This is a genomic window from Delftia sp. BGA-UO-ETr-SB1 (assembly GCF_059567865.1).
The window spans coordinates 1,191,348-1,211,761 of sequence record NZ_JCAQOW010000005.1 but is presented as its reverse complement, the minus strand read 5'-3'; the positions used below and the strand labels follow the sequence as shown (position 1 = coordinate 1,211,761).

The 20,414-nt window shown below is 67.4% G+C and carries 18 protein-coding genes; 15 read left to right on the top strand and 3 right to left on the bottom strand.

What is annotated here, in order from left to right; genetic code table 11:
- The first annotated feature begins 31 nt into the window (after positions 1-31).
- The 8 genes from AC57B5_RS15640 (at position 32) to rfbC (ending at position 8,173) form a co-directional block, all read left to right on the top strand.
- Entirely contained in the window at positions 32-913 is an 882-nt protein-coding gene (locus AC57B5_RS15640) for a CorC family transporter (RefSeq protein ID WP_013804259.1), read from the top strand.
- A gap of 73 nt (positions 914-986) precedes the next feature.
- Positions 987-2,639, top strand: a complete 1,653-nt coding sequence (lnt, locus tag AC57B5_RS15635) for an apolipoprotein N-acyltransferase (RefSeq protein ID WP_013804258.1) — start codon at positions 987-989, stop codon at positions 2,637-2,639.
- Between the two features lie 178 nt (positions 2,640-2,817).
- Positions 2,818-3,342 (top strand): bifunctional 3-hydroxydecanoyl-ACP dehydratase/trans-2-decenoyl-ACP isomerase, encoded by a 525-nt coding sequence (fabA, locus tag AC57B5_RS15630; protein ID WP_012203203.1) that lies wholly within the window; start codon positions 2,818-2,820, stop codon positions 3,340-3,342.
- Positions 3,339-4,562: a beta-ketoacyl-ACP synthase I gene (fabB, locus tag AC57B5_RS15625; RefSeq protein WP_012203204.1), complete on the top strand. Its 1,224-nt coding sequence runs from the start codon at positions 3,339-3,341 to the stop codon at positions 4,560-4,562. Before fabA ends, fabB begins: the two co-directional genes overlap by 4 nt.
- Before the next feature lie 164 nt (positions 4,563-4,726).
- On the top strand, positions 4,727-5,797 hold the full coding sequence (gene rfbB / locus AC57B5_RS15620; RefSeq protein WP_065345361.1) for a dTDP-glucose 4,6-dehydratase: 1,071 nt from the start codon (positions 4,727-4,729) through the stop codon (positions 5,795-5,797).
- Positions 5,794-6,696 (top strand): dTDP-4-dehydrorhamnose reductase, encoded by a 903-nt coding sequence (gene rfbD / locus AC57B5_RS15615; protein WP_496399877.1) that lies wholly within the window; start codon positions 5,794-5,796, stop codon positions 6,694-6,696. Before rfbB ends, rfbD begins: the two co-directional genes overlap by 4 nt.
- A gap of 41 nt (positions 6,697-6,737) precedes the next feature.
- Entirely contained in the window at positions 6,738-7,628 is an 891-nt protein-coding gene (gene rfbA, locus AC57B5_RS15610) for a glucose-1-phosphate thymidylyltransferase RfbA (RefSeq protein WP_012203207.1), read from the top strand.
- The gene (gene rfbC / locus AC57B5_RS15605; protein WP_496399876.1) at positions 7,625-8,173 is read left to right on the top strand and encodes a dTDP-4-dehydrorhamnose 3,5-epimerase; all 549 of its coding nucleotides are present in this window, start codon (positions 7,625-7,627) and stop codon (positions 8,171-8,173) included. The genes rfbA and rfbC overlap by 4 nt, the downstream gene beginning before the upstream one ends.
- Before the next feature lie 6 nt (positions 8,174-8,179).
- On the opposite strand, the gene AC57B5_RS15600 is transcribed toward rfbC, so the two are convergent.
- On the bottom strand, positions 8,180-9,061 hold the full coding sequence (locus tag AC57B5_RS15600) for a LysR substrate-binding domain-containing protein (protein ID WP_012203209.1): 882 nt from the start codon (positions 9,059-9,061) through the stop codon (positions 8,180-8,182).
- A gap of 213 nt (positions 9,062-9,274) precedes the next feature.
- On the opposite strand from AC57B5_RS15600, the gene AC57B5_RS15595 reads away from it, so the two are divergent.
- The 6 genes from AC57B5_RS15595 to AC57B5_RS15570 all read left to right on the top strand — a co-directional run bounded on the left by AC57B5_RS15595 (position 9,275) and on the right by AC57B5_RS15570 (position 16,703).
- On the top strand, positions 9,275-10,726 hold the full coding sequence (locus tag AC57B5_RS15595; RefSeq protein WP_012203210.1) for an NCS1 family nucleobase:cation symporter-1: 1,452 nt from the start codon (positions 9,275-9,277) through the stop codon (positions 10,724-10,726).
- A gap of 10 nt (positions 10,727-10,736) precedes the next feature.
- Positions 10,737-11,486 (top strand): GntR family transcriptional regulator, encoded by a 750-nt coding sequence (locus AC57B5_RS15590; protein WP_012203211.1) that lies wholly within the window; start codon positions 10,737-10,739, stop codon positions 11,484-11,486.
- Between the two features lie 162 nt (positions 11,487-11,648).
- Complete coding sequence (locus AC57B5_RS15585) at positions 11,649-12,692, top strand: putative 2-aminoethylphosphonate ABC transporter substrate-binding protein (RefSeq protein ID WP_496399875.1); 1,044 nt, start codon at positions 11,649-11,651, stop codon at positions 12,690-12,692.
- Positions 12,693-12,706: 14 nt separating this feature from the next.
- Positions 12,707-13,780 carry an ABC transporter ATP-binding protein gene (locus AC57B5_RS15580; RefSeq protein ID WP_496399874.1) on the top strand — a complete coding sequence of 358 codons (1,074 nt, stop codon included), beginning with the start codon at positions 12,707-12,709 and terminating at the stop codon, positions 13,778-13,780.
- The gene (locus AC57B5_RS15575) at positions 13,777-15,555 is read left to right on the top strand and encodes a putative 2-aminoethylphosphonate ABC transporter permease subunit (protein ID WP_496399873.1); all 1,779 of its coding nucleotides are present in this window, start codon (positions 13,777-13,779) and stop codon (positions 15,553-15,555) included. Before AC57B5_RS15580 ends, AC57B5_RS15575 begins: the two co-directional genes overlap by 4 nt.
- 32 nt (positions 15,556-15,587) lie before the next feature.
- Entirely contained in the window at positions 15,588-16,703 is a 1,116-nt protein-coding gene (locus AC57B5_RS15570) for a TIGR03364 family FAD-dependent oxidoreductase (RefSeq protein WP_496399872.1), read from the top strand.
- Positions 16,704-16,715: 12 nt separating this feature from the next.
- Here the strand turns inward: AC57B5_RS15570 and AC57B5_RS15565 are convergent, their stop codons facing one another.
- Together AC57B5_RS15565 and AC57B5_RS15560 are read right to left on the bottom strand one after the other, a co-directional pair.
- Entirely contained in the window at positions 16,716-17,891 is a 1,176-nt protein-coding gene (locus AC57B5_RS15565) for a TFIIB-type zinc ribbon-containing protein (RefSeq protein ID WP_496399871.1), read from the bottom strand.
- A 73-nt stretch (positions 17,892-17,964) separates the two neighbouring features.
- Positions 17,965-19,086, bottom strand: coding sequence for an SPFH domain-containing protein (locus AC57B5_RS15560; protein ID WP_496399870.1), 1,122 nt, complete (start codon positions 19,084-19,086; stop codon positions 17,965-17,967).
- A gap of 358 nt (positions 19,087-19,444) precedes the next feature.
- Between AC57B5_RS15560 and glyQ the strand changes: the two genes are divergently transcribed.
- Positions 19,445-20,383, top strand: a complete 939-nt coding sequence (gene glyQ, locus AC57B5_RS15555) for a glycine--tRNA ligase subunit alpha (RefSeq protein WP_012203218.1) — start codon at positions 19,445-19,447, stop codon at positions 20,381-20,383.
- Positions 20,384-20,414: the final 31 nt, after the last annotated feature.

The window sequence follows — 20,414 nt, the reverse complement described above, 5'->3', positions numbered from 1 at the left end:
TTCACTACCGCACGTCCTGCACTCCAAGACAGTGTCCGACCCCCATCCTGCGCGCTCTTCCGAGAAGGAAAGCAAGCGAAGCTTCCTGCAAAAGGTGGCCGAGTTCATTCACCCGGCCCCCGACTCTCCCGACGAGCTGATCGAGACCCTGGCCGACGCCGAGGACAATCAGGTCATCGGCCCCGAGTCGCGCGTCATGCTCGAACGCGTGATCCGCATGGCCGACATGACGGCCGGCGACGTCATGGTCGCAGCCCCTCGCATGGACCTGGTCAACATCGACGCGCCGTTCGATGAATTGCTGCACCAGGTCATCACCACGGCCCATTCGCGCTTCCCGGTCTACCAGGGCGAGCGCGAGAACATCATCGGCATCCTGCTGGCCAAGGACCTGCTCAAGCTGCAGCGTTCGCCGGACCTGAACATCCGCGCCCTGCTGCGCCCCGCCGCCTTCGTGCCGGAGAGCAAGGGCCTGAACGATCTGCTGCGTGAATTCCGGGGCAACCGCAACCACCTTGCCGTGGTCATCGACGAGTTCGGCCGCGTGGCGGGCCTTGTGACCATCGAGGACGTGCTGGAGGAAATCGTCGGCGAGATCGAGGACGAGTTCGACATCCCCGAGGACGAGGGCGACATCTTCGCCCTGGCCGACAACAGCTACCGTGTGGCGGGCGACACCACCATCGAGCATGTGAACGAGACCTTCGAGGTCGCCCTGCATGCCCGCGATCCCGACGATGAGTTCGACACCATCGGCGGCCTGATCGCCCACGAAATGGGCCATGTGCCCAAGCGCGGTGAGCAGATCCATCTGGCGGGCCTGGAATTCACCGTGCTGCACACCAAGGGCGGCGCCGTGCGCTGGTTCAAGGTGGTGCGTGATCCCGCCGCCGACAGCCTGCTGCGCAGCTGAGGCTGCGCCTGAACCTGCCCTTGGCTGGACCTCTCTCACCCGAGACCTACCTCTTTTTGCGCACAACCGGCCGATGCCCCTGTCCAGTTCTTCCGCTTTCTCGCAAGACGGCCGGCGCATGGGCCGGTTCGCCCATGGCGTGCTGCTGCTTGTGGCCGGTGCAGCGCAGGCCCTGTCACTGGCCTGGCCCTGGGCGCGCGGGCAAGGTGACGGGCCGTTGAGCCTCATCGGCGGCTATGGCCGCCCGCTGTGGTGGCTGCAGATTCTGTCGCTGGCCGTGCTGGCGCGCGCCCTGCAGACGGCGCAGCGTCCGGCCCAGGCGGCAGGGCGTGCCATGCTCTTCGCCACGGCCTGGCTGGTGGCCACCTTCTGGTGGCTGTTCATCTCCATGCATGTCTACGGCGGCCTGCCTGCGCCGCTGGCCGTTGCCGCCGTGCTGGCGCTTGCGGCGTTTCTGGGCAGCTACTACGCTGTGGCCGCCTGGGGCTGGCAAAGGCTGCGCCCTGCTGGTGCGGCGGGTGGCGCGCTGCTGTTTTCCGCCGTCTGGCTGCTGGCCGAGCTGGCGCGTGGCTGGCTGTGGACCGGCTTTCCCTGGGGCGCGGGCGGTTATGCCCATGTGGAAGGCCCCTTGTCCGTGCTGCCGCGCTGGATTGGCGTCTATGGCACGGGCGCCGTGGCGGCCTGGCTGGCATATGGGTTGGCGTATGGGCTGGCTGCCTTGCTGGACAGACAGGGTCTCCGGCCCGTCCGCCTGGTGGTCACTGCAGTGGCGCTGGTCCTGGCCTGGGGCGGGCTGTGGTGGCTTCGCGATGCCGCCATCAATGCACCGTCGGCCGAACGGCCGGCGCTGAGCGTGGCCTTGCTGCAGGGCAATATCCCGCAGGATGAGAAGTTCGAGGCCGGCAGCGGCATTCCGCTGGCGCTGGGCTGGTACGGGCGCGAGCTGCGCGCGGCCACCGCGCAACTGGTCGTGGCGCCTGAGACGGCCGTACCCCTGCTGCCCCAGCAACTGCCCGAGGAATACCTGGACCTGCTGCGCGAACCGTATCTGAAGAAGGACGGCCGGCAGGCTGCGCTGCTGGGCATTCCCCTGGGGTCGGAAGAGGCCGGCTACACGAACTCGGTCGTGGGCTGGCAGCCCGGCCAGATCCAGGACTACCAATACGACAAGCACCATCTGGTGCCCTTCGGGGAGTTCATCCCGCCGCTGTTCCGCTGGTTCACGCAGATGATGAACATACCGCTGGGCGACTTCAACCGTGGCGCGCTGGGTCAGCCCTCCATGGCCTGGGCCGGCGAGCGCCTGTCGCCCAACATCTGCTACGAGGATTTGTTTGGCGAGGAGCTGGGGGCGCATTTTGGCAACGCGGCGACGGCGCCGACGGTGCTGGTGAATTTCAGCAACATCGGATGGTTTGGCGACAGCGTGGCCATCGACCAGCATCTGGCCATCAGCCGCATGCGCGCCCTGGAATTCGAGCGCCCCATGCTGCGCGCCACCAACACCGGCGCCACGGTTGCCATCGACCACCGGGGTGTGGTCACGCAGGCGCTGGTGCCTTACGAGCGTGCCGTGCTGCAGGCCAGCGTGCAGGGGCGTGAGGCCTTGACGCCATTCGCGCGCTGGGTGCACGCGGCAGGTCTGGTGCCGCTGTGCCTGGCTGCCTTGGCGGTGCTGGCGGTGGCGTGGATCAGGCGCCGCAAGCGGCCGGTCCAGGGGCTGTAGCCAAGGCCCGCGACCTGGGTCGGCGTGGCTTTTGTGGCAGAGTTTTGATGCGGCCTCGGGGTTTTGTTGCAGTCTGGCAACGTTCAACCCCGATAATGCGCGGCTGCATGGTCCGCTGCGGGCCGCACCCATTCAGAGATAGAGGTGGCGTCAGTGCCGCCGTGGAGCAAGTTAGACAATGGCCGATTCTTTTTCGTATGAGCAACTGATCGCCTCGGGCGAAGGCAAGCTGTTTTCCGCAGACAGCGGACGTCTTCCCCTGCCTCCCATGTTGATGTTCGACCGCATCACGCACATCGACACCGATGGTGGCGCCCACGGCCTGGGCAAGATCGTCGCCGAACTCGACATCAAGCCTGATCTCTGGTTCTTCGACTGCCATTTCCGGGGCGATCCCGTCATGCCCGGCTGCCTGGGCCTGGACGCCATGTGGCAGTTGATCGGCTTTTACCTGACCTGGCTGCGCCTTCCCGGCCGTGGCCGCGCCCTGGGCGCCGGCGAGGTCAAGTTCACGGGCGAAGTGGGTCCTGACGTCAAGCTGGTGACCTACGAAATCAACATCAAGCGCGTGATCAAGCGCAAGCTCAACATGGCCATCGGCGATGCACGCCTGCTGGCCGATGGCAAGGAAATCTACGTGGCCAATGACCTGCGCGTGGGTCTGTTCCTGCGCGAGGGTGAAGGCCAGGGAACGGCAGCATGACCAAACGTCGCGTAGTCATCACCGGCGCGGGCATTGTCTCGTGCATCGGCAACGACCTCGATACCGTGGAGACCTCGCTGCGCGAGGGCCGCACGGGCATCAAGGCCATGCCGAAGTTCACCGAACTGGGCATGCGCAGCCAGGTGGCCGGTGTGCCGGAGATCGACGTCGAGGCACGGATCGATCGCAAGCAGCTGCGCTTCATGGGCGATGCGGCAGCCTATGCGCAGATCGCGCTGGAAGATGCCATCGCCCAGGCCGGCCTGGCTCCCGAGCAGGTCAGCCATCCGCGCACGGGCCTGATCATGGGCTCGGGCGGCGGCTCGCCGGCCAACCAGATCGAGGCGGCCGACACATTGCGCGAGAAGGGCATTCGCCGCGTCGGTCCCTACCAGGTCACGCGCTGCATGAGCTCCACGGTGTCGGCCTGCCTGGCGACCAATTTCAAGGTCAAGGGCATCAACTACTCCATCACCTCGGCCTGTTCCACCTCGGCGCACTGCATCGGTGCTGCGGCACAGCAGATTGCCTGGGGCATGCAGGACGTGATGTTTGCCGGTGGCGGCGAAGAGCTGTCCTGGGGCATGGCCCTGCTGTTCGACGGCATGGGAGCCATGTCCAGCAAGCACAACGACCAGCCCGAAAAGGCTTCGCGTGCCTATGACGCCAACCGCGACGGTTTCGTGATCGCAGGCGGCGGCGGTGCCGTGGTGCTGGAAAGCCTGGAGCACGCCCAGGCCCGGGGTGCGAACATCCTGGCCGAAGTCGTGGGCTTTGGCGCCACCAGCGATGGCGAGGACATGGTCGCGCCCTCGGGCGACGGCGCCATCGCCTGCATGCAGCAGGCCCTTGAAGGCATCGAAGGCGGCGTGGACTACATCAACACCCACGGCACCTCCACGCCTGTGGGCGACATGCAGGAAGTGCGCGCCATGCGCGCGCTGTTCGGCGACCAGGTGCCGCCGTTCTCCTCCACCAAGTCGCTGACCGGCCACTCGCTGGGCGCGACCGGCGTGCAGGAAGCCATCTACTGCATGATCATGATGAACAAGGGCTTCATCGCAGGCTCGGTCAACGTGGACACGCCCGATCCGGCACTGGGCGACATGCCCCTGGTCACCCGCACGCGCGATGCCCAGTTGAATACCGTGCTGTCCAACAGCTTCGGCTTCGGTGGCACGAACGCCTCGCTGGTGCTGCGCCGCTGGCAGGGCCAGTGAACACGCCCTGGTGTGTAAAAGGCGTGTCCTGAAGGAAAAAGCCCGCCTCCTGCGGGCTTTTTTACTGGCGAGCGCCGACAATGCCCAGGCCGGGCGGGAGGCTGCACCCCATGCTGCTGCCGGATCCCCGCCCCAAGAACAATGAAATTTTGCAAGGTTGAACCATGATTCTTGTCACAGGCGGCGCTGGCTTCATCGGCGCCAATTTCGTGCTGGACTGGCTGGCTGCCGGCGATGAGCCGGTGCTCAACGTGGACAAGCTCACCTACGCCGGCAACCTCAAAAGCCTGGAGAGCCTGCAAGGCGATGCGCGCCATGTCTTCGTGCAGGCCGACATCGGCGACGGCCAGACCCTGGCCCGCCTGCTGGCCGAGCACAGGCCGCGCGCCGTGGTCAACTTCGCGGCCGAGAGCCATGTGGACCGCTCCATCCATGGCCCCGAGGACTTCATCCAGACCAACGTGGTCGGCACCTTCCGCCTGCTCGAGGCCGTGCGTGGCTACTGGAGCGCGCTGGATGCCGAGGCCAAGGCGGCCTTCCGCTTCCTGCATGTCTCCACTGACGAGGTCTACGGCAGCCTGGCGCCTGCGGCACCGGCCTTCACCGAAGACCACCTTTACGAGCCCAACAGCCCGTACTCGGCCAGCAAGGCCGCCAGCGACCACCTGGTGCGCGCCTGGCACCACACCTACGGCCTGCCCGTGCTGACCACCAACTGCAGCAACAACTACGGCCCGCTGCATTTCCCCGAGAAGCTGATCCCGCTGATGATCGTCAACGCCCTGGCCGGCAAGCCGCTGCCCATCTATGGCGACGGCATGCAGGTGCGCGACTGGCTCTATGTGCGCGACCACTGCAGCGCCATCCGCCGCGTGCTGGAGGCCGGCAGGCTGGGCGACACCTACAACGTGGGCGGCTGGAACGAGAAGCCCAACGTCGAGATCGTGAACACGGTCTGCGCGCTGCTCGACGAGCTGCGCCCCAAGGCCGATGGCACCAGCTACAGCGCACAGATCACCTATGTGAAGGACCGGCCCGGTCATGACCGGCGCTATGCCATCGACGCGCGCAAGCTCGAGCGCGAACTGGGCTGGAAGCCTGCCGAGACCTTCGAGACCGGCATCCGCAAGACCGTGCAGTGGTACCTGGACAATCCCGAGTGGGTGGCCGATGTGCAGTCCGGCGCCTACCGCGAATGGGTCAACCGCCAGTACACCGACGGAGCCGGTGCATGAAGCTGCTGCTGCTGGGCCGCAATGGCCAGGTGGGCTGGGAGCTGCAGCGCAGCCTGGCGCCACTGGGCGAACTGATTGCGCTGGACCGCCAGGGCGACGCCGGTGGCCAGGGCCTGTGCGGCGATCTCTCGCGCCTCGATGAGCTTGCACGCACCGTGCGCGCTCTGCGTCCCGATGTCATCGTCAATGCCGCCGCCCACACGGCCGTGGACAAGGCCGAAAGCGAGCCTGACCAGGCGCGGTTGCTCAACGCGCTGGCACCCCAGGTGCTGGCCCGCGAGGCGGCGCAGACCGGTGCGCTGCTGGTGCACTACAGCACGGACTACGTCTTCGACGGCAGCGGCAGCGCCGCGCGCACGGAGACCGAGGCCACGGCGCCGCTGTCCGTCTATGGCAGCAGCAAGCTCGAAGGCGAGCAACTGATCCAGGCTTCGGGCTGCCGCCACCTGATCTTTCGCACCAGCTGGGTCTATGCGGCGCGCGGCGGCAACTTCGCCAAGACCATGCTGCGCCTGGCCCAGGAGCGCGAGGCGCTGAGCGTGATCGACGACCAATGGGGCGCACCGACGGGCGCGGACCTCATCGCCGACGTCACGGCCCACGCCATTCGCCAGCTGCAGCGCCAACCCGGCGACCAGGGCCTGTACCACCTGGTGGCCGGTGGCGAGACCACCTGGCACGCCTATGCCAGCCACGTGATCGCCCGCGCCCGCCAACTCGCGCCCGACCGGCCCTGGAAGGTGCAGCGCATAGCTGCCGTGCCCACCAGCGCCTTTCCCACCCCGGCGCAGCGTCCGCACAATTCCCGCCTGAACACCGACCGGCTGCAGCAGACCTTCGGCCTGCGCCTGCCGCACTGGCAGGCAGGCGTGGGCCGCATGCTGCAGGAAATCATCTGAGCGTGGCTGCGCGCTTCAGCAAGAACCCCAGGATCCAGGACATGAACCAGACACGCAAAGGCATCATCCTCGCGGGCGGCTCCGGCACCCGCCTGCATCCGGCCACGCTGGCCATCAGCAAGCAGCTGCTGCCGGTCTACGACAAGCCGATGATCTACTACCCGCTGAGCGCCCTCATGCTTGCGGGCATCCGCGAAATCCTCGTGATCAGCACCCCGCAGGACACGCCGCGCTTCGAGCAGTTGCTGGGCGACGGCTCGCAGTGGGGCCTGAAGCTGGAGTACGCCGTCCAGCCCAGCCCGGATGGCCTGGCCCAGGCCTTTCTGATTGCCGAAGATTTCCTGGCAGGTGCGCCCAGCGCCCTGGTGCTGGGTGACAACATCTACTACGGACACGATTTCCCCCGCCTGCTCGAACGCGCTGATGCGCGCAGCGAAGGTGCCACGGTGTTTGCCTACCATGTGCAGGACCCGGAACGCTATGGCGTGGCCGAGTTCGATGCCCAGGGCCGGGTTCTTTCCCTGGAGGAAAAGCCCAAGCAGCCCAGGAGCAACTACGCGGTCACGGGCCTGTATTTCTACGACAACCAGGTGGTGGAGCTGGCCAAGTCCATCAAACCCTCGGCGCGCGGCGAGCTGGAAATCACCGACCTCAACCGCCTGTACCTGGACAAGGGCCAGCTCAATGTGGAGCTCATGGGCCGTGGCTATGCCTGGCTGGACACGGGCACGCATGACAGCCTGCTGGAGGCAGGCCAGTTCATCGCCACGCTGCAGCAGCGCCAGGGCCTGAAGGTGTCATGCCCCGAGGAGATCGCCTTCCGCCAGGGCTGGATAGATCGCGCCCAGCTCGAGACGCTGGGCCAGGCCTTGGCCAAGAATGGCTACGGCCAGTACCTGCTGCAGATCCTCAAGGAAAAGGTGCACGCATGAAGGCAACACCCCTGGCCATCCCCGAGGTGATGCTGATCGAGCCCAAGGTGTTTGGTGACGATCGCGGCTTCTTCCTCGAAAGCTTCAACCAGCAGGCCTTCAACCAGGCCACCGGCACGGACCACCAGTTCGTGCAGGACAACCACAGCCGCAGCAAGAAAGGCGTGTTGCGCGGCCTGCACTACCAGCTGCCTCCCCATGCCCAGGGCAAGCTCGTGCGCGTGGTGCGCGGCGCCGTGTTCGACGTGGCCGTGGACATCCGCAAGGGCTCGCCGACCTTCGGCCAGTGGGTGGGCGCCGAGCTGACGGAAGACAACCACCGCCAGCTGTGGGTGCCCCCAGGCTTTGCCCACGGCTTCGTGGTGCTCAGCGACAGCGCCGACTTCCTCTACAAGGCCACGGCCTTCTACGCGCCCCAGGCCGATCGCGGCATTGCCTGGGACGACCCGGCCATCGGCGTGCAATGGCCGCAGCTCGATGTGGTGATGTCGCTGTCGGACAAGGATCTCAAGCAGCCGCTGCTGGCGGATGCCGAGCTGGCCTGAGCCGGTTCACATCTGGTCCGGCAGCACCCCGCCCGGCACGGCTTCCTCCAGAAAGCCGGCGATCAGCCGGGCCTGGCGGCGTTCGCGCAGGCAGTACAGGTATTCGGGCAGGCGCGGCACGGGGCCTGCGAAGGGCAGGACGACGATGTCGGGGTGGGCCGAGGCTTCATGCCGGGCGAAGACGCTGATGCCCATGTCGCGGATCACGGCCTCGCGGATGGCTTCGCGGCTGGCGATTTCCATGATGTGGCGCGGTGCCAGGCCGGCGGCGGCCAGCATCTGTTCGGTGAGCTGGCGCGTCATGGAGCCGCGCTCGCGCAGGATCAGCGTGTCGTGCACCAGATCGGACGCCTGCACCATGGTGCGCTGCGCCAGCCGGTGGCTGCGGTGCACCAGCAGGGCCAATGGGTCCTGGCCCAGCTCCACGCGCAGCAGGCGCGGATCACCTTCCAGGTGCGATGAGGTCGCCAGGTCCACCTGGTAGTCCACCAGCGCCTGCACCATCTGGCGCGAGTTGCCGCCCACGATGGCCACTTCCACCCGCTCGAAGCGCCGTTGGTAGCGCTTGACGATGTCCAGCACGTAGTAGGGCGCCGTCGCGCCTATGCGCAGCTGGCCCTGGCTGGCATCGCCCGAATGGCGCAGCGCCGACTCCAGCTGGATGGTCTGCAGCAGCAATTGCTCGACCTGGGGCAGCAGGCGCAAGCCGGCATCGGTGATGGACAGCCGTCCGCCCTGGCGATGGAACAGCTCCACGCCGTAGTGCTCTTCCAGCGCGCGGATCTGGGTGGTCACGGTGGGCTGGCTCAGTGCGAGCTGGCGCGCGGCTTGCGTGATGCTGCCAAGGCGGGCGACCCAGAAAAAGGACTTGAGCTGCGTGACGAACATGGCGGGGTTGGAGGGAGGGTAGGTCCGGCTCCATATTTCACCATGTCGCCGCAGCCTGAAGGCCTGCGGTGGCCGGGTATGTCCCGGGAAAAAACTCCTGCGCCGAAAGGCACACTTCTTGCATACCAGTTTGCGTGCCAGTTTGTGTGCCAGCTGATCATGGGTTTCGGCTGGTCTTGTGTCAGTGATTACTCGTGGTCAAGGAGCGCATCAATGGACATCCGCAACCCCTCGCCAGGTCTCTACAACGAAGATCTGGCGCCCACCAGGGACCGCCGCTGGGGCGCCTTCAGCATCTTCAACGTCTGGACTTCGGACGTGCACAGCCTCTGGGGCTACTACCTGGCGGCCAGCCTGTTTCTGCTGTGCGGCAGCTTCGTCAATTTTCTGATCGCCATCGGCATCAGTTCCCTGGTCATCTTTTTTCTGATGAACCTGGTGGGCTATGCGGGCGAGAAGACCGGCGTGCCCTATCCGGTGCTGGCGCGCGCCTCGTTCGGGGTCTGGGGCGCGAATCTGGCGGCGCTTGTGCGCGCCGTCGTGGCCTGCTTCTGGTATGGCGCGCAGACGGCGGCCGCCTCGGGCGCCATGGTGGCGCTGCTGGTGCGCAATGACGCCCTGCTGTCCTTCCACCAGACCACGCACTGGCTGGGCCATTCGGGGCTGGAGGTGATCTGCTACGTGGTCATCTGGGCCTTGCAGCTGCTGATCATCCAAAGGGGCATGGAGACCGTGCGGCGATTCCAGGACTGGGCCGGGCCTGCCGTGTGGATCGCCATGCTGGTGCTGGCCATCGGCCTGTGCGTGAAGGCCGGCGGCTTCAGCTTCGACCACGGCATTCCCATGGACGTGCTGCTGGACAAGACCAAGGATGCGGGGGTGAGCGGCGCGCCGGGCAGCTTCTGGGCGCTGATGGCCGTGGGCGCGACCTGGATCACCTACTTTGCGGCGCTGTACCTGAACTTCTGCGACTTCTCGCGCTATGCGAAGAACAAGGAAGCGGTCGCCAAGGGCAACCTCTGGGGCCTGCCCGTGAATCTGATCGCTTTCTCGCTGGTGGCCGGCATCACCACGATTGCGGCCTTCAAGGTCTATGGCGAGGTACTGCTGCACCCCGAGCAGATCTCGGCCAAGTTCGACAGCTGGGTGCTGGCCCTGCTGGCCGCCGTCACCTTTGCCGTGGCCACGCTGGGCATCAACGTGGTGGCCAACTTCGTCTCGGCGGCCTTCGATATTTCCAACGTGTTTCCCAAGCGCATCGATTTCAAGCGCGGCGGATACATCGCCGCACTGATCGCCCTGGCTCTCTACCCCTTTGCACCATGGGAGGGCGGCGCTGCCCACTTCGTGAACGCCATCGGCGCCACCATGGGGCCGCTGCTGGGCATCATCCTGGTGGACTACTACCTGGTGGCCAAGGGCAACATCAACGTGGCCGCGCTGTATGACGAACATGGCGAGTACCGCTACGAGGGCGGCTGGAACGTCAACGCGCTCATCGCCACGGGCATCGGCAGCGTGTTCTCCACCATCCTGCCCAACTTCACCAGCCTGCTGCCGGTCTGGTGGGGCACCTACGGCTGGTTCTTCGGCGTGCTGATCGGCGGCGGCGTGTACTGGGTGATGGCCACGCTGCGCCCGCGCCGCATTCCGGCCGCGGCCTGAGGAGGCCGCCATGTCCGAGCCGCAGGATGCGCCGGCCACCGGGCCGGCCTTGATCGCAGAGCGTGTCATGCGCTCCATCGTCGAGCGCAAGCTGCGCCCTGGCGAACGCCTGGGCGAAAAGGAACTGGCCGAGGTCTTCGGCGTGAGCCGCACCATGGTGCGCGAGGCGCTGATGCAGCTGCAGGCGCGCGGCTTCGTCGAGGTGCGCTCGCGCCAGGGCTGGTACGTGGTCGAGCCCTCGTTCGAGGAAGCCCAGGAAACCTATGCCGCGCGCCGCGTGCTGGAGTCCGGCATGCTGCGCGACGCGGGCCGGCCGCTGCAGGCGGCCATACGCACGCTGCGCGAGCATGTGGCACAGGAGCGCGGCGCCATCGCCGAGGCCGACAACGCCGGCCAGCGCAGCGTGCTGCTGGCCGACTTCCACGTCTGCCTGGCCGAGCAGATGGGCAACCGCTTTCTCACGGCCATGATGGCCGACCTCTCGGCGCGCACCACCCTGGTGTCTGCGCTGTACCAGTCGCAGACCGAAGCCCAGCACTCCAATGCCGACCACGAGGCCATCGTCGATGCGCTGGCGGCCGGCGACATGGCGCGCGCCGAGCAACTGATGCGCGAGCACATCGACGCGCTGGCCGCGCGGCTGGATGAGAACCTTGCCCACCGCGCGCGCCTGCAGGACCGGCTGCTGGATGCGCTGCAGCCCCAGGCGGCCCAGGCCGCCCAGGCAACGCGCACAGGCAGGGGCAAGCCGCGCGGCTGAAGAGACGGGGTGGGCGATGGGTGGGGCACCCAAATCCGCCAATACCCGCTTCGCCAAATTTCCGTTGTGTGACACGGGCGTTTCACCTGCGCTTCCTAAAGTGGGTGTCAGAGGTGGTGAACCTGCCACCTGTCCACGAACCCACAACGGAACTGCCACGCCATGCGCCACACCCTTGCCTCCCTGGGCCGCCGCCTCGCCATTGCCTCTGCGGCGCTGACCGTCGCCTCCTTCGCATCCCTGGCCCACGCGGCCAAGACCGAGCTGCTGGTCTACAGCGCGCTGGAAGCCGACCAGATCAAGGCCTACAAGAGCGGCTTCGAGAAGGCCCATCCCGAGATCGAGCTCAAGTTCGTGCGTGACAGCACGGGCATCATCACGGCCCGCCTGCTGGCCGAAAAGGCCAATCCCCAGGCCGACGTGATCTGGGGCGTGGCCGCCACTTCGATGATGCTGCTGGACAAGCAGGGCATGCTCCAGCCCTACGCGCCCAAGGGCCTGGACAAGGTGCGCGCCAACATGCGCGATCCGCGCGCCCAGCCAACCTGGGTGGGCATGGACCTGTGGTCCTCGGCCATCTGCTTCAACACCGTGGAGGCCGGCAAGCGCAAGCTGCCCGTGCCCGCCAGCTGGGCCGACCTGGTCAGGCCCGAGTTCAAGGGCACGATCACCATGCCCCACCCGGCCTCCAGCGGCACGGGCTACCTGATGGTCGCGGCCTGGCTGCAGATCATGGGCGAGGAAAAAGGCTGGGCCTACATGGACGGCCTGCACCAGAACATGGGCGTGTACACGCACAGCGGCTCCAAGCCCTGCCGCCAGGCGGGGGCCGGCGAGTTTCCCGTGGGCCTGAGCTTCGAGTACCGCGCCAGCAAGACCAAGAAGGACGGCGCGCCCATCGACATCGTCTTCCCGCAGGAAGGTCTGGGCTGGGACGTGGAGGCCACGGCCATCCTCAAGACCAGCAAGAAGCAGGAAGCCGCCAAGGCCCTGGCCGACTGGGCCGTGACGCCAGAGGCCAACAAGCTGTACGCCGCCAACTTCGCCGTGCTGGCCTTGCCCGAGGCGCAGGAGAAGCTGGAGTTCATTCCCGCCGATCTGGAAAAGCGGTTGGCGAAGAACGATTTCAACTGGGCCGCCGATAACCGCGACCGCATCCTGGCCGAGTGGAGCCGCCGCTACGAAGCCAAGGCAGAGAAAAAGTAAGCCGGAGCCACGCCATGCTGCGCATAGACCATATCGCCAAGCGCTACCGCGAGCAGCAGGTGCTGCGCGGCATTGACCTGAACGTGGAGGCGGGCGAGTTCGTCAGCCTGCTCGGCCCTTCGGGCTGCGGCAAGACCACGCTGCTGCGCATCGTCTGCGGCATCGACATGCCTGACGAGGGCAGGGTGCTGTTCCAGGGCGATGACATCACGTGCTGGCCGGCCGCACGCCGTGGCTTTGGCGTGGTGTTCCAGAGCTATGCGCTGTTTCCCAATCTCACGGCCGCGCAGAACGTGGCCTTCGGGCTGAACGGGCAGCCTGCGGCGCAGGCGCGCGAGCGTGTGGCCGAGATGCTGTCCCTGGTGGGCCTGGGCGCGCAGGCCCAGCGCTACCCGGCCCAGCTGTCGGGCGGCCAGCAGCAGCGCGTGGCCCTGGCCCGTGCGCTGGCGCCCCGGCCGCGCCTGCTGCTGCTCGACGAGCCGCTGTCCGCGCTGGACGCCCAGGTGCGCACCGAGCTGCGCAGCGAGATCCGCCAGTTGCAGCGCCAGCTGGGCATTGCCTCCATCATGGTCACGCACGACCAGGAAGAGGCCTTGTCCATGGCCGACCGCGTGGTGCTCATGCACCAGGGCCGCATCGAGCAGCAGGGCTCGCCCGAGCAGCTCTATGCCCGGCCCGTGAGCCAGTTCGCGGCCGGCTTCGTGGGCCGCATGAACCTGCTGCCGGCCACGGCCCAATCGGCGGACCAGGTGCGCATTGGCGAGGCCAGCCTGCGCTGCGCGCTGGCCGGTTTCGAGCCTGGCGCTGCCCTGCTGGTGGGCGTGCGGCCCGAGAGCGTGGTGCTGCACCCGGCCCAGCCCACGGCATTGGCCAACCTGTTCCGCGCCCGTGTGGTGGAGACCTCCTTCCTCGGATCGATGGCCCTGGTGCGCCTGTTCAGCCCCACGCTGCAATGCCAGGTTGACGCCCAGTGGCCCCTGCGCCACGACGTGGGCCTGCCCGACTGGCTGCAGGGCGAGGTGCTGATGGAACTGCCCGCCGCCGCGCTGCAGCCGCTGGCGGCGCCCGATGCGAGGAAGGCCGCATGAGCGCGCATCCCATGGACACGGCCATTTCCGTGCCTGTGCCCGTCCCCGTGCCGGTGGACCGCTCCGTTCCCGCCCGCCGCAGCGCGCCTGCAGGGCCCGCGCGTCCGCAGGGGCGCAGCGCAGGCTGGGAGCGCTGGTGGCTGGGAGCCCTGGTGCTGGGCGCACTGGCCTGGCTGCTGGCCACCATCGCCCTGCCGGTCGCCAGCCTGCTGGGCAGGAGTTTCTGGGACGACACGGGCCGCTTCACGGGCCTGGCCCAGTTCATCACCTATGCGCGCATGCCGGGCGTGGCGCAATCGCTGTTCAACAGCCTGTGGCTGTCGGCCGTGAGCAGCACGGTCTGCGTGCTGCTGGCCTATGTCTACGCCTATGGCGTGGTGCGCAGCTGCATGCCGCTGGCGCGCTGGTTCCGGGGCCTGGCCCTGGTGCCGCTGCTGGCGCCTTCGCTGCTCATGGCCATCAGCCTGATCTACCTGTTCGGCAGCCAGGGCCTGCTCAAGGGCTGGCTGCAGGGGGGCTCGGCCTACGGGCCCTTCGGCATCATCGTGGGCTCGGTGCTCTGGACATTTCCGCATGCGCTGATGATTCTGTGCACCACGCTGGCCTCGGGCGATGCGCGCCTGTACGAGGCGGCCGCCACGCTGGGCGCCAGCCGCTGGCGCAGCTTCCGCCAGGTCACGCTGCCGGCCAGCCGCTACGGGCTGATGATTTCCTGGATCGTGGTCTTCGTGCTCGTGGTGACCGACTTCGGCGTGCCCAAGGTCATTGGCGGCAACACGGCCATGCTGGCCACCGATATCTACAAGCAGGTCATAGGCCAGCAAAAGCTGTCCATGGGTGCCGTGGTGGCCATGCTGCTGCTGGTGCCTGCGGGCCTGGCCTTTGCGGCAGAGCGCCATTTGCGTGCGCGTCAGGCGGCGACCATGGGCGTGCGCTCCGTGCCGCTGGTGCCCCAGCCCCATGCGCCGCTGGACCGCGCGTTGCTTGCGTACTGCGCGCTGGTGGCGCTGGCGCTGCTGGCCGTCATGGGCACGGCCGTGCTGGCCTCCCTGGTCAGCTACTGGCCCTACAACCTCACGCTGACATTCAAGAACTACCGCTTCGACATGATGGACGGCGGCGGCTGGGCCAGCTATGGCAACTCGCTGTCCATGGCGCTGGCCACGGCCGTGCTGGGCGCGGTGCTGAGCTTTGTGACTGCCTACCTGGTGGCCAAGCCACAGCGCTGGGCACGCACGCGCCAGTGGCTGCATGCCGTGGCCACGCTGCCCATGGCCGTGCCGGGGCTGGCGCTGGGCCTGGGCTACATCCTGTTCTTCAATGCCCAGGGCAATCCGCTGCATTTTCTGTACGGCAGCATGGCCATCCTGGTGCTGTGTTCGGTGGCGCATTTCTTCTCGGTGGCGCACATCACGCAACTGGCCGCGCTGCAACAGCTCGATGCCGAATACGAGCGCGTGGCCGATTCCCTGGGCGTGGCCTTCTGGACGCTGCTGTGGCGCGTGCACCTGCCGGTGTGCATGCCCGTAGTGATGCAGGTGGCCGGTTACTTCTTCGTCAACGCCATGACCACGGTATCGGCCGTGGTGTTCCTCTACTCGCCCGAGACCACGCTGGCCTCGGTGGCAGTGCTGGCCATGGACGACGCGGGCGACACCGCGCCGGCCGCCGCCATGGCCACGCTGATCTTTGCCACCGCCGCCACGGGCCGGCTGCTGATCGCGGCGCTGGATGCCTGGGTGCAGCGGCGCACGCAGCGCTGGCGCCAGCGCTGATCCCTTCTCTCTTCCTCCCTCCGTTTTTTCCCATGAAGAACTACGACCTGATCGTGGTGGGGGCCGGCATTGTCGGCCTGGCCCACGCCTATGCGGCTGCGCGCCGTGGCCGCAGCGTGCTCGTCATCGAGCGCGACGCGGCCTGCATCTCCGCCTCCATCCGCAACTTCGGCTTTGTGACCGTCACGGGCCAGCAGGCCGGTGCCCACTGGCGGCGTGCCATGCGCTCGCGCGACACCTGGGCCGAGATCGCGCCGCAGGCCGGCATCGAGGTCGTGCACCGCGGCCTGTGGCTGACGGCGCGCCGCCCCAGCGCCGAGGCCGTGCTCCATGCCTTCCTGAGCACCGCCATGGGCGAGCGCTGCGAGCTGCTCACGCCGGCCCAGGCCGCCGAGCGCCATCCTGCACTGCGTACCGGGGATTTGTCCGCCGTGCTCTACAGCCCGCATGAACTGCGCGTGGAGTCGCGCACGGCCATTGCCCGGCTGGCGCAGTGGCTGGAGCAGGCCATGGGCGTGGATTTCCGCTTTGGCGAGGCCGTGCTTGACGTGGCCGCGCCCCGGGTGCGCAGCACGCGCGCCAGCTACCACGGCGAACGCGTGGTGGTCTGCAACAACGCCGACCCGGGCGGCCTGTTCGCCGGCCTGTGGGCGCCGCACCGCATCCAGCTGTGCCAGCTGCAGATGCTGCGCGTGCGGCCGCAGCCGGGTTTGCAGCTCAAGGGCTCGGTCATGGGAGACCTGAGCATGGTCAGATACGAGGGCTACAGCGCCCTGCCCGAAGCTGCCGCGCTGCGCGCCGAGCTGGAGCGGGAGGAGGGCGAGAGCCTGGCCCACGGCATCCACCTGATCGCCGTGCAAAGCGCGGACGGCAGCCTGGTGGTGGGCGATTCCCACCACTACGGCGCAGCGCCCCAGCCCTTTGCCAGCGAAGCCGTGGACCGCCTGATGCTGCGCCACATGAACGAGGCCCTGAACCTGCGCGATGCGCAGGTGGTGGAGCGCTGGGTGGGCGTCTACCCGAGTGCGCAGGACGCGCCCTGCGTGGTGCATGCGCCCGACGAGGCCACACGCGTGGTCGCTGTCACGGGCGGGTCCGGCGCCAGCACGGCGTTCGGTCTGGCCGAGGAGGTCTGGAGCGCGTGGTGAGCGGCAGCCGGCCTACTTGCCGAACATCACCCACAGCAGCGCCAGCACCATGATCGTGGCCAGCACGGCCAGCGTGATCTTGAGGGCGCTGTAGGGGCGCTCGCCCGCGATCTGGCCGGTGTAGCCGTTGGCGATGATCTGGAAGGTCTTGCTGCCGTAGGTGTAGCCCACCAGCCAGACCGGCACGAGGATGTGCTTGAAGGTGCGGCCCTGGTACTCGCGCTGCATCTGCAGGTTGCGGTAGGTGTCGCCGGGCACCTGGCGCGCACACAGGGCGCGCAGCTGCTCGTCCATGTCCTGCACGTTGACCTGGGCGGCCTTGCCCAGGTCGATCTGGTAGCGCTCCACCGTCCAGCCGCGCACGAACTCGGGCGTGTAGGGCTTGAGGTCGGTGGTCGTGGGAAAGGGCTCCACCTGGCGCAGCAGGTTGGCGTGCACGCCCACGGTGCCGGGCACCAGTTCGTCGTCGAAGAAATGGGCGAGGCTGCCCGAGGCCGGCTCCCAGCGCACATGGCGCACCTGGCGCGTCTGCACGTTGCCGTTGCTGTCGCGGTAGGACTCGGTGGTGTAGTAGTAGAAGCCCGCCTCGGCCTGCCAGTCGGCGCTGGCGTGGGCGTCGAAGGTCCAGTAGGGCAGGTAGACGCCGTGCAGCGTGTCGGTCAGCGCGGCGGACTTCAGGCGGTTGGGCGCGAACCAGCGGCTGCCGTACCACTGGCGGATGCGGTCGCGGATCTGGCCGTCGCTGATCTTGAAGGGCAGGATGCTCTGCGGCGTGATGGCATCGCCCTGCTCCTCATGGGCGACGATGGAGGGCGAGCCGCAGAAGTCGCAGCGCTGGGCCACGGTGCGGTTCACGAAGACCGAGATCGCGCGGCAGTTCTGGCACTGGACCTCGTAGCGGTCCTCCGTGCCCCAGCCCCGGCCGGACTTGGGGTTGCGCAGCGCCTCGGCTAGGTCCTGCTCGACCACATCGCGGCCCAGTTCCTCGCGCGTTTCCTCGCTCCAGGACACCGTGGTGCCGCAGTACGGGCACTTGAGCGCCTGGGCCTGGGCATTCCATTCGAGGTTGGCGCCGCATTCGGGGCAGGGGTGCTTGCGCACCATGGCCGGCGCGGCGGCTGCGGCCTCCCAGGAACCGGAGGCGGGGGAAGTCGAGGTGCTGGAGGAACTGGAGGAGGGCGCGCTCACGGCATCGGTCCTGGAAAACGGGACGCGGCGCCAGGCAGGGCCTGGCGCCGCAAAGGGTCAAGACACGGAAATGTCAGCCGCGCAGGAACTCATCGAGTGCGGCTTGCGCAATGCGCCACTGGCTGCCGATCTGGCGCGCCTTGAGGTTGCCGGCCTGGATCTCGGCCAGCACATCGGCCTCGCTCACACCCAGCACCTGGGCCGCCTGCGCCGGGGTCAGCACCTGCAGTCCACCGGCGGCGGGCGCTGCGGGGGCCTGGGCCGCCTGTGCGGCAGCGGGCGAGAACGGATCGGACGCCTGGCCCTGGCCGGCCGGTGCGCCACCGCCGCCGCCGCCACCGCTTTGCATGCTCTTCATCATCTCCTGCGCCATGCCGAAGCCCATGGCCATGGTGGCGGGCAGGGTGGCTGCGGCAGCGCCTTCGCCGCCCGTGGTCATGGCCTGGCCCATCTGGTATTTGACGTAGTCGTTGAGGTTGCCGATGGCCGTCATGCTGGAGCGCTTGTCGATGGCCTGCTCCACCTCGGGCGGCACGGACACGTTCTCCAGCACGAAGCTGGTGATCTCCAGGCCGTACTTGTCCGTCATGGCCGGGTTGATCAGCGGCAGCAGCGCATCGCCCAGCTCGCCATAGCGCTGGGCCACGTCCAGCACGGGCACCTGGGCCTTGGCCAGCGACTCGGTGAACACGCTGATGATGCGCGAGCGCATGGTGTCGGCGAACTCGTCGATGCGGAAGTTCTGGTCCGTGCCCGCCACTTCCTTGAGGAACTTGGCCGGCTCGACGATGCGGAAGTCGTAGGTGCCGAAGGCGCGCAGGCGCACGGCGCCGAAGTCCTTGTCGCGCACCATCACGGGGTTGGAGGTGCCCCACTTGTTGCCCGTGAACAGGCGCGTGTTGATGAAGTAGACATCGCACTTGAACGGCGAGTTGAAGCCGTACTTCCAGCCCTGGATGGTGGACAGGATGGGAATGTTCTGCGTGGTCAGCGTGTGCTTGCCGGGGCTGAACAGGTCGGCGTACTGGCCAGCCGAGACGAACTGCACCTGCTGCGACTCGCGCACGATGAGCTGGGCGCCGTTCTTGATTTCCTTGTCGTCGTCGGGCCAGCGGTAGGAGAGCGTGTCGCGCGAGTCATCGGTCCACTCGATGATCTCTATCAGTTGCTTGGTGATGATGTTCATCAGGTTCATGGCAGGCTCCGGGGCGGTGGTGGTCCACGACAAAAAAGGTCAGTGGGCCATTCTAGGGGGCGTGCATGGCGGCGTGGCGATCGGCCACCGGCCGCTGCCCTGGTGAATTGTCAAAAAATGATCCTGCCGGGCCTTGCAAGGCCTGTTTCCAGGCGGTCACGCGCCATGGCCTTTGCCTGTATGCACTGCGTGCTCCGTTTTTTGATGCAGATCGCGTGGCGGCGCTGCCGGCGTGGGGCCGCAGGCCGGCAGCACGGCGCAGGGCCGGGCGGCGCCTTAAAATCGTCGTTTGCGCGGCGCGAGCCGCCTCTCATTCACCGGCGCGGCCCCGGCCTGCGTGCGACGCCTGAAACAAGTCATGCTCACTTTCCAACAAATCATCCTCAAGCTGCAGTCCTACTGGGCCGACCAGGGCTGCGCGCTGCTCCAGCCCTATGACATGGAAGTGGGCGCGGGCACCTCGCACACCGCCACCTTCCTGCGCGCCCTGGGCCCCGAGCCCTGGAAGGCCGCCTACGTGCAGCCCAGCCGCCGCCCCAAGGACGGCCGCTATGGCGACAACCCCAACCGCCTGCAGCACTACTACCAGTTCCAGGTGGTGCTCAAGCCCGCGCCCGACAACATCCTGGAGCTGTACCTGGGCTCGCTCGAAGCCCTGGGCTTCGATCTGAAGAAGAACGACATCCGCTTCGTCGAGGACGACTGGGAAAATCCAACGCTGGGCGCCTGGGGCCTGGGCTGGGAAGTCTGGCTCAACGGCATGGAGGTGACGCAGTTCACCTACTTCCAGCAGGTCGGCGGCATCGACTGCAAGCCCGCCACGGGCGAGATCACCTACGGCCTGGAGCGCCTGGCCATGTACCTGCAGGGCGTGGACAACGTCTACAACCTGACCTGGACCGACGGCCTGAGCTACGGCGACGTCTACCACCAGAACGAGGTGGAGCAGTCCACCTACAACTTCGAGCATTCGGACGCCGACTTCCTGTTCACCGCCTTCGGCGCCTACGAAAAGCAGGCCAACCACCTGATCGGCGAACAGCTGGCGCTGCCGGCCTACGAGCAGGTGCTCAAGGCCGCCCACACCTTCAACCTGCTCGATGCGCGCGGCGCCATCAGCGTGACGGAGCGTGCCGCCTACATCGGCCGCATCCGCAACCTGGCCCGCGCCGTGGCCAAGGCCTATATGGACAGCCGTGCGCGCCTGGGCTTCCCCATGGCGCCCAAGGCCCATGCCGACGAAGTGCTGGCCGAGCTGGCCAAGGCCGCCGAACAACAGGGCAAGAAGGCCGCCTGAGGCGGACACCGCTGCACCGAGAGAACACCAG

Excerpts from the sequence above, each read along its gene's own strand:
- rfbD (WP_496399877.1), top strand. The coding sequence starts at position 5,794 with ATGAAGCTGCTGCTGCTGGGCCGCAATGGCCAGGTGGGCTGGGAGCTG.
- AC57B5_RS15580 (WP_496399874.1), top strand. The coding sequence starts at position 12,707 with ATGCTGCGCATAGACCATATCGCCAAGCGCTACCGCGAGCAGCAGGTG.
- lnt (WP_013804258.1), top strand. The coding sequence starts at position 987 with ATGCCCCTGTCCAGTTCTTCCGCTTTCTCGCAAGACGGCCGGCGCATG.
- fabB (WP_012203204.1), top strand. The coding sequence starts at position 3,339 with ATGACCAAACGTCGCGTAGTCATCACCGGCGCGGGCATTGTCTCGTGC.
- rfbB (WP_065345361.1), top strand. The coding sequence starts at position 4,727 with ATGATTCTTGTCACAGGCGGCGCTGGCTTCATCGGCGCCAATTTCGTG.
- AC57B5_RS15560 (WP_496399870.1), bottom strand. The coding sequence starts at position 19,086 with ATGAACCTGATGAACATCATCACCAAGCAACTGATAGAGATCATCGAG.
- AC57B5_RS15585 (WP_496399875.1), top strand. The coding sequence starts at position 11,649 with ATGCGCCACACCCTTGCCTCCCTGGGCCGCCGCCTCGCCATTGCCTCT.
- AC57B5_RS15600 (WP_012203209.1), bottom strand. The coding sequence starts at position 9,061 with ATGTTCGTCACGCAGCTCAAGTCCTTTTTCTGGGTCGCCCGCCTTGGC.
- glyQ (WP_012203218.1), top strand. The coding sequence starts at position 19,445 with ATGCTCACTTTCCAACAAATCATCCTCAAGCTGCAGTCCTACTGGGCC.
- AC57B5_RS15575 (WP_496399873.1), top strand. The coding sequence starts at position 13,777 with ATGAGCGCGCATCCCATGGACACGGCCATTTCCGTGCCTGTGCCCGTC.
- AC57B5_RS15595 (WP_012203210.1), top strand. The coding sequence starts at position 9,275 with ATGGACATCCGCAACCCCTCGCCAGGTCTCTACAACGAAGATCTGGCG.
- AC57B5_RS15570 (WP_496399872.1), top strand. The coding sequence starts at position 15,588 with ATGAAGAACTACGACCTGATCGTGGTGGGGGCCGGCATTGTCGGCCTG.
- rfbC (WP_496399876.1), top strand. The coding sequence starts at position 7,625 with ATGAAGGCAACACCCCTGGCCATCCCCGAGGTGATGCTGATCGAGCCC.
- rfbA (WP_012203207.1), top strand. The coding sequence starts at position 6,738 with ATGAACCAGACACGCAAAGGCATCATCCTCGCGGGCGGCTCCGGCACC.
- AC57B5_RS15590 (WP_012203211.1), top strand. The coding sequence starts at position 10,737 with ATGTCCGAGCCGCAGGATGCGCCGGCCACCGGGCCGGCCTTGATCGCA.
- fabA (WP_012203203.1), top strand. The coding sequence starts at position 2,818 with ATGGCCGATTCTTTTTCGTATGAGCAACTGATCGCCTCGGGCGAAGGC.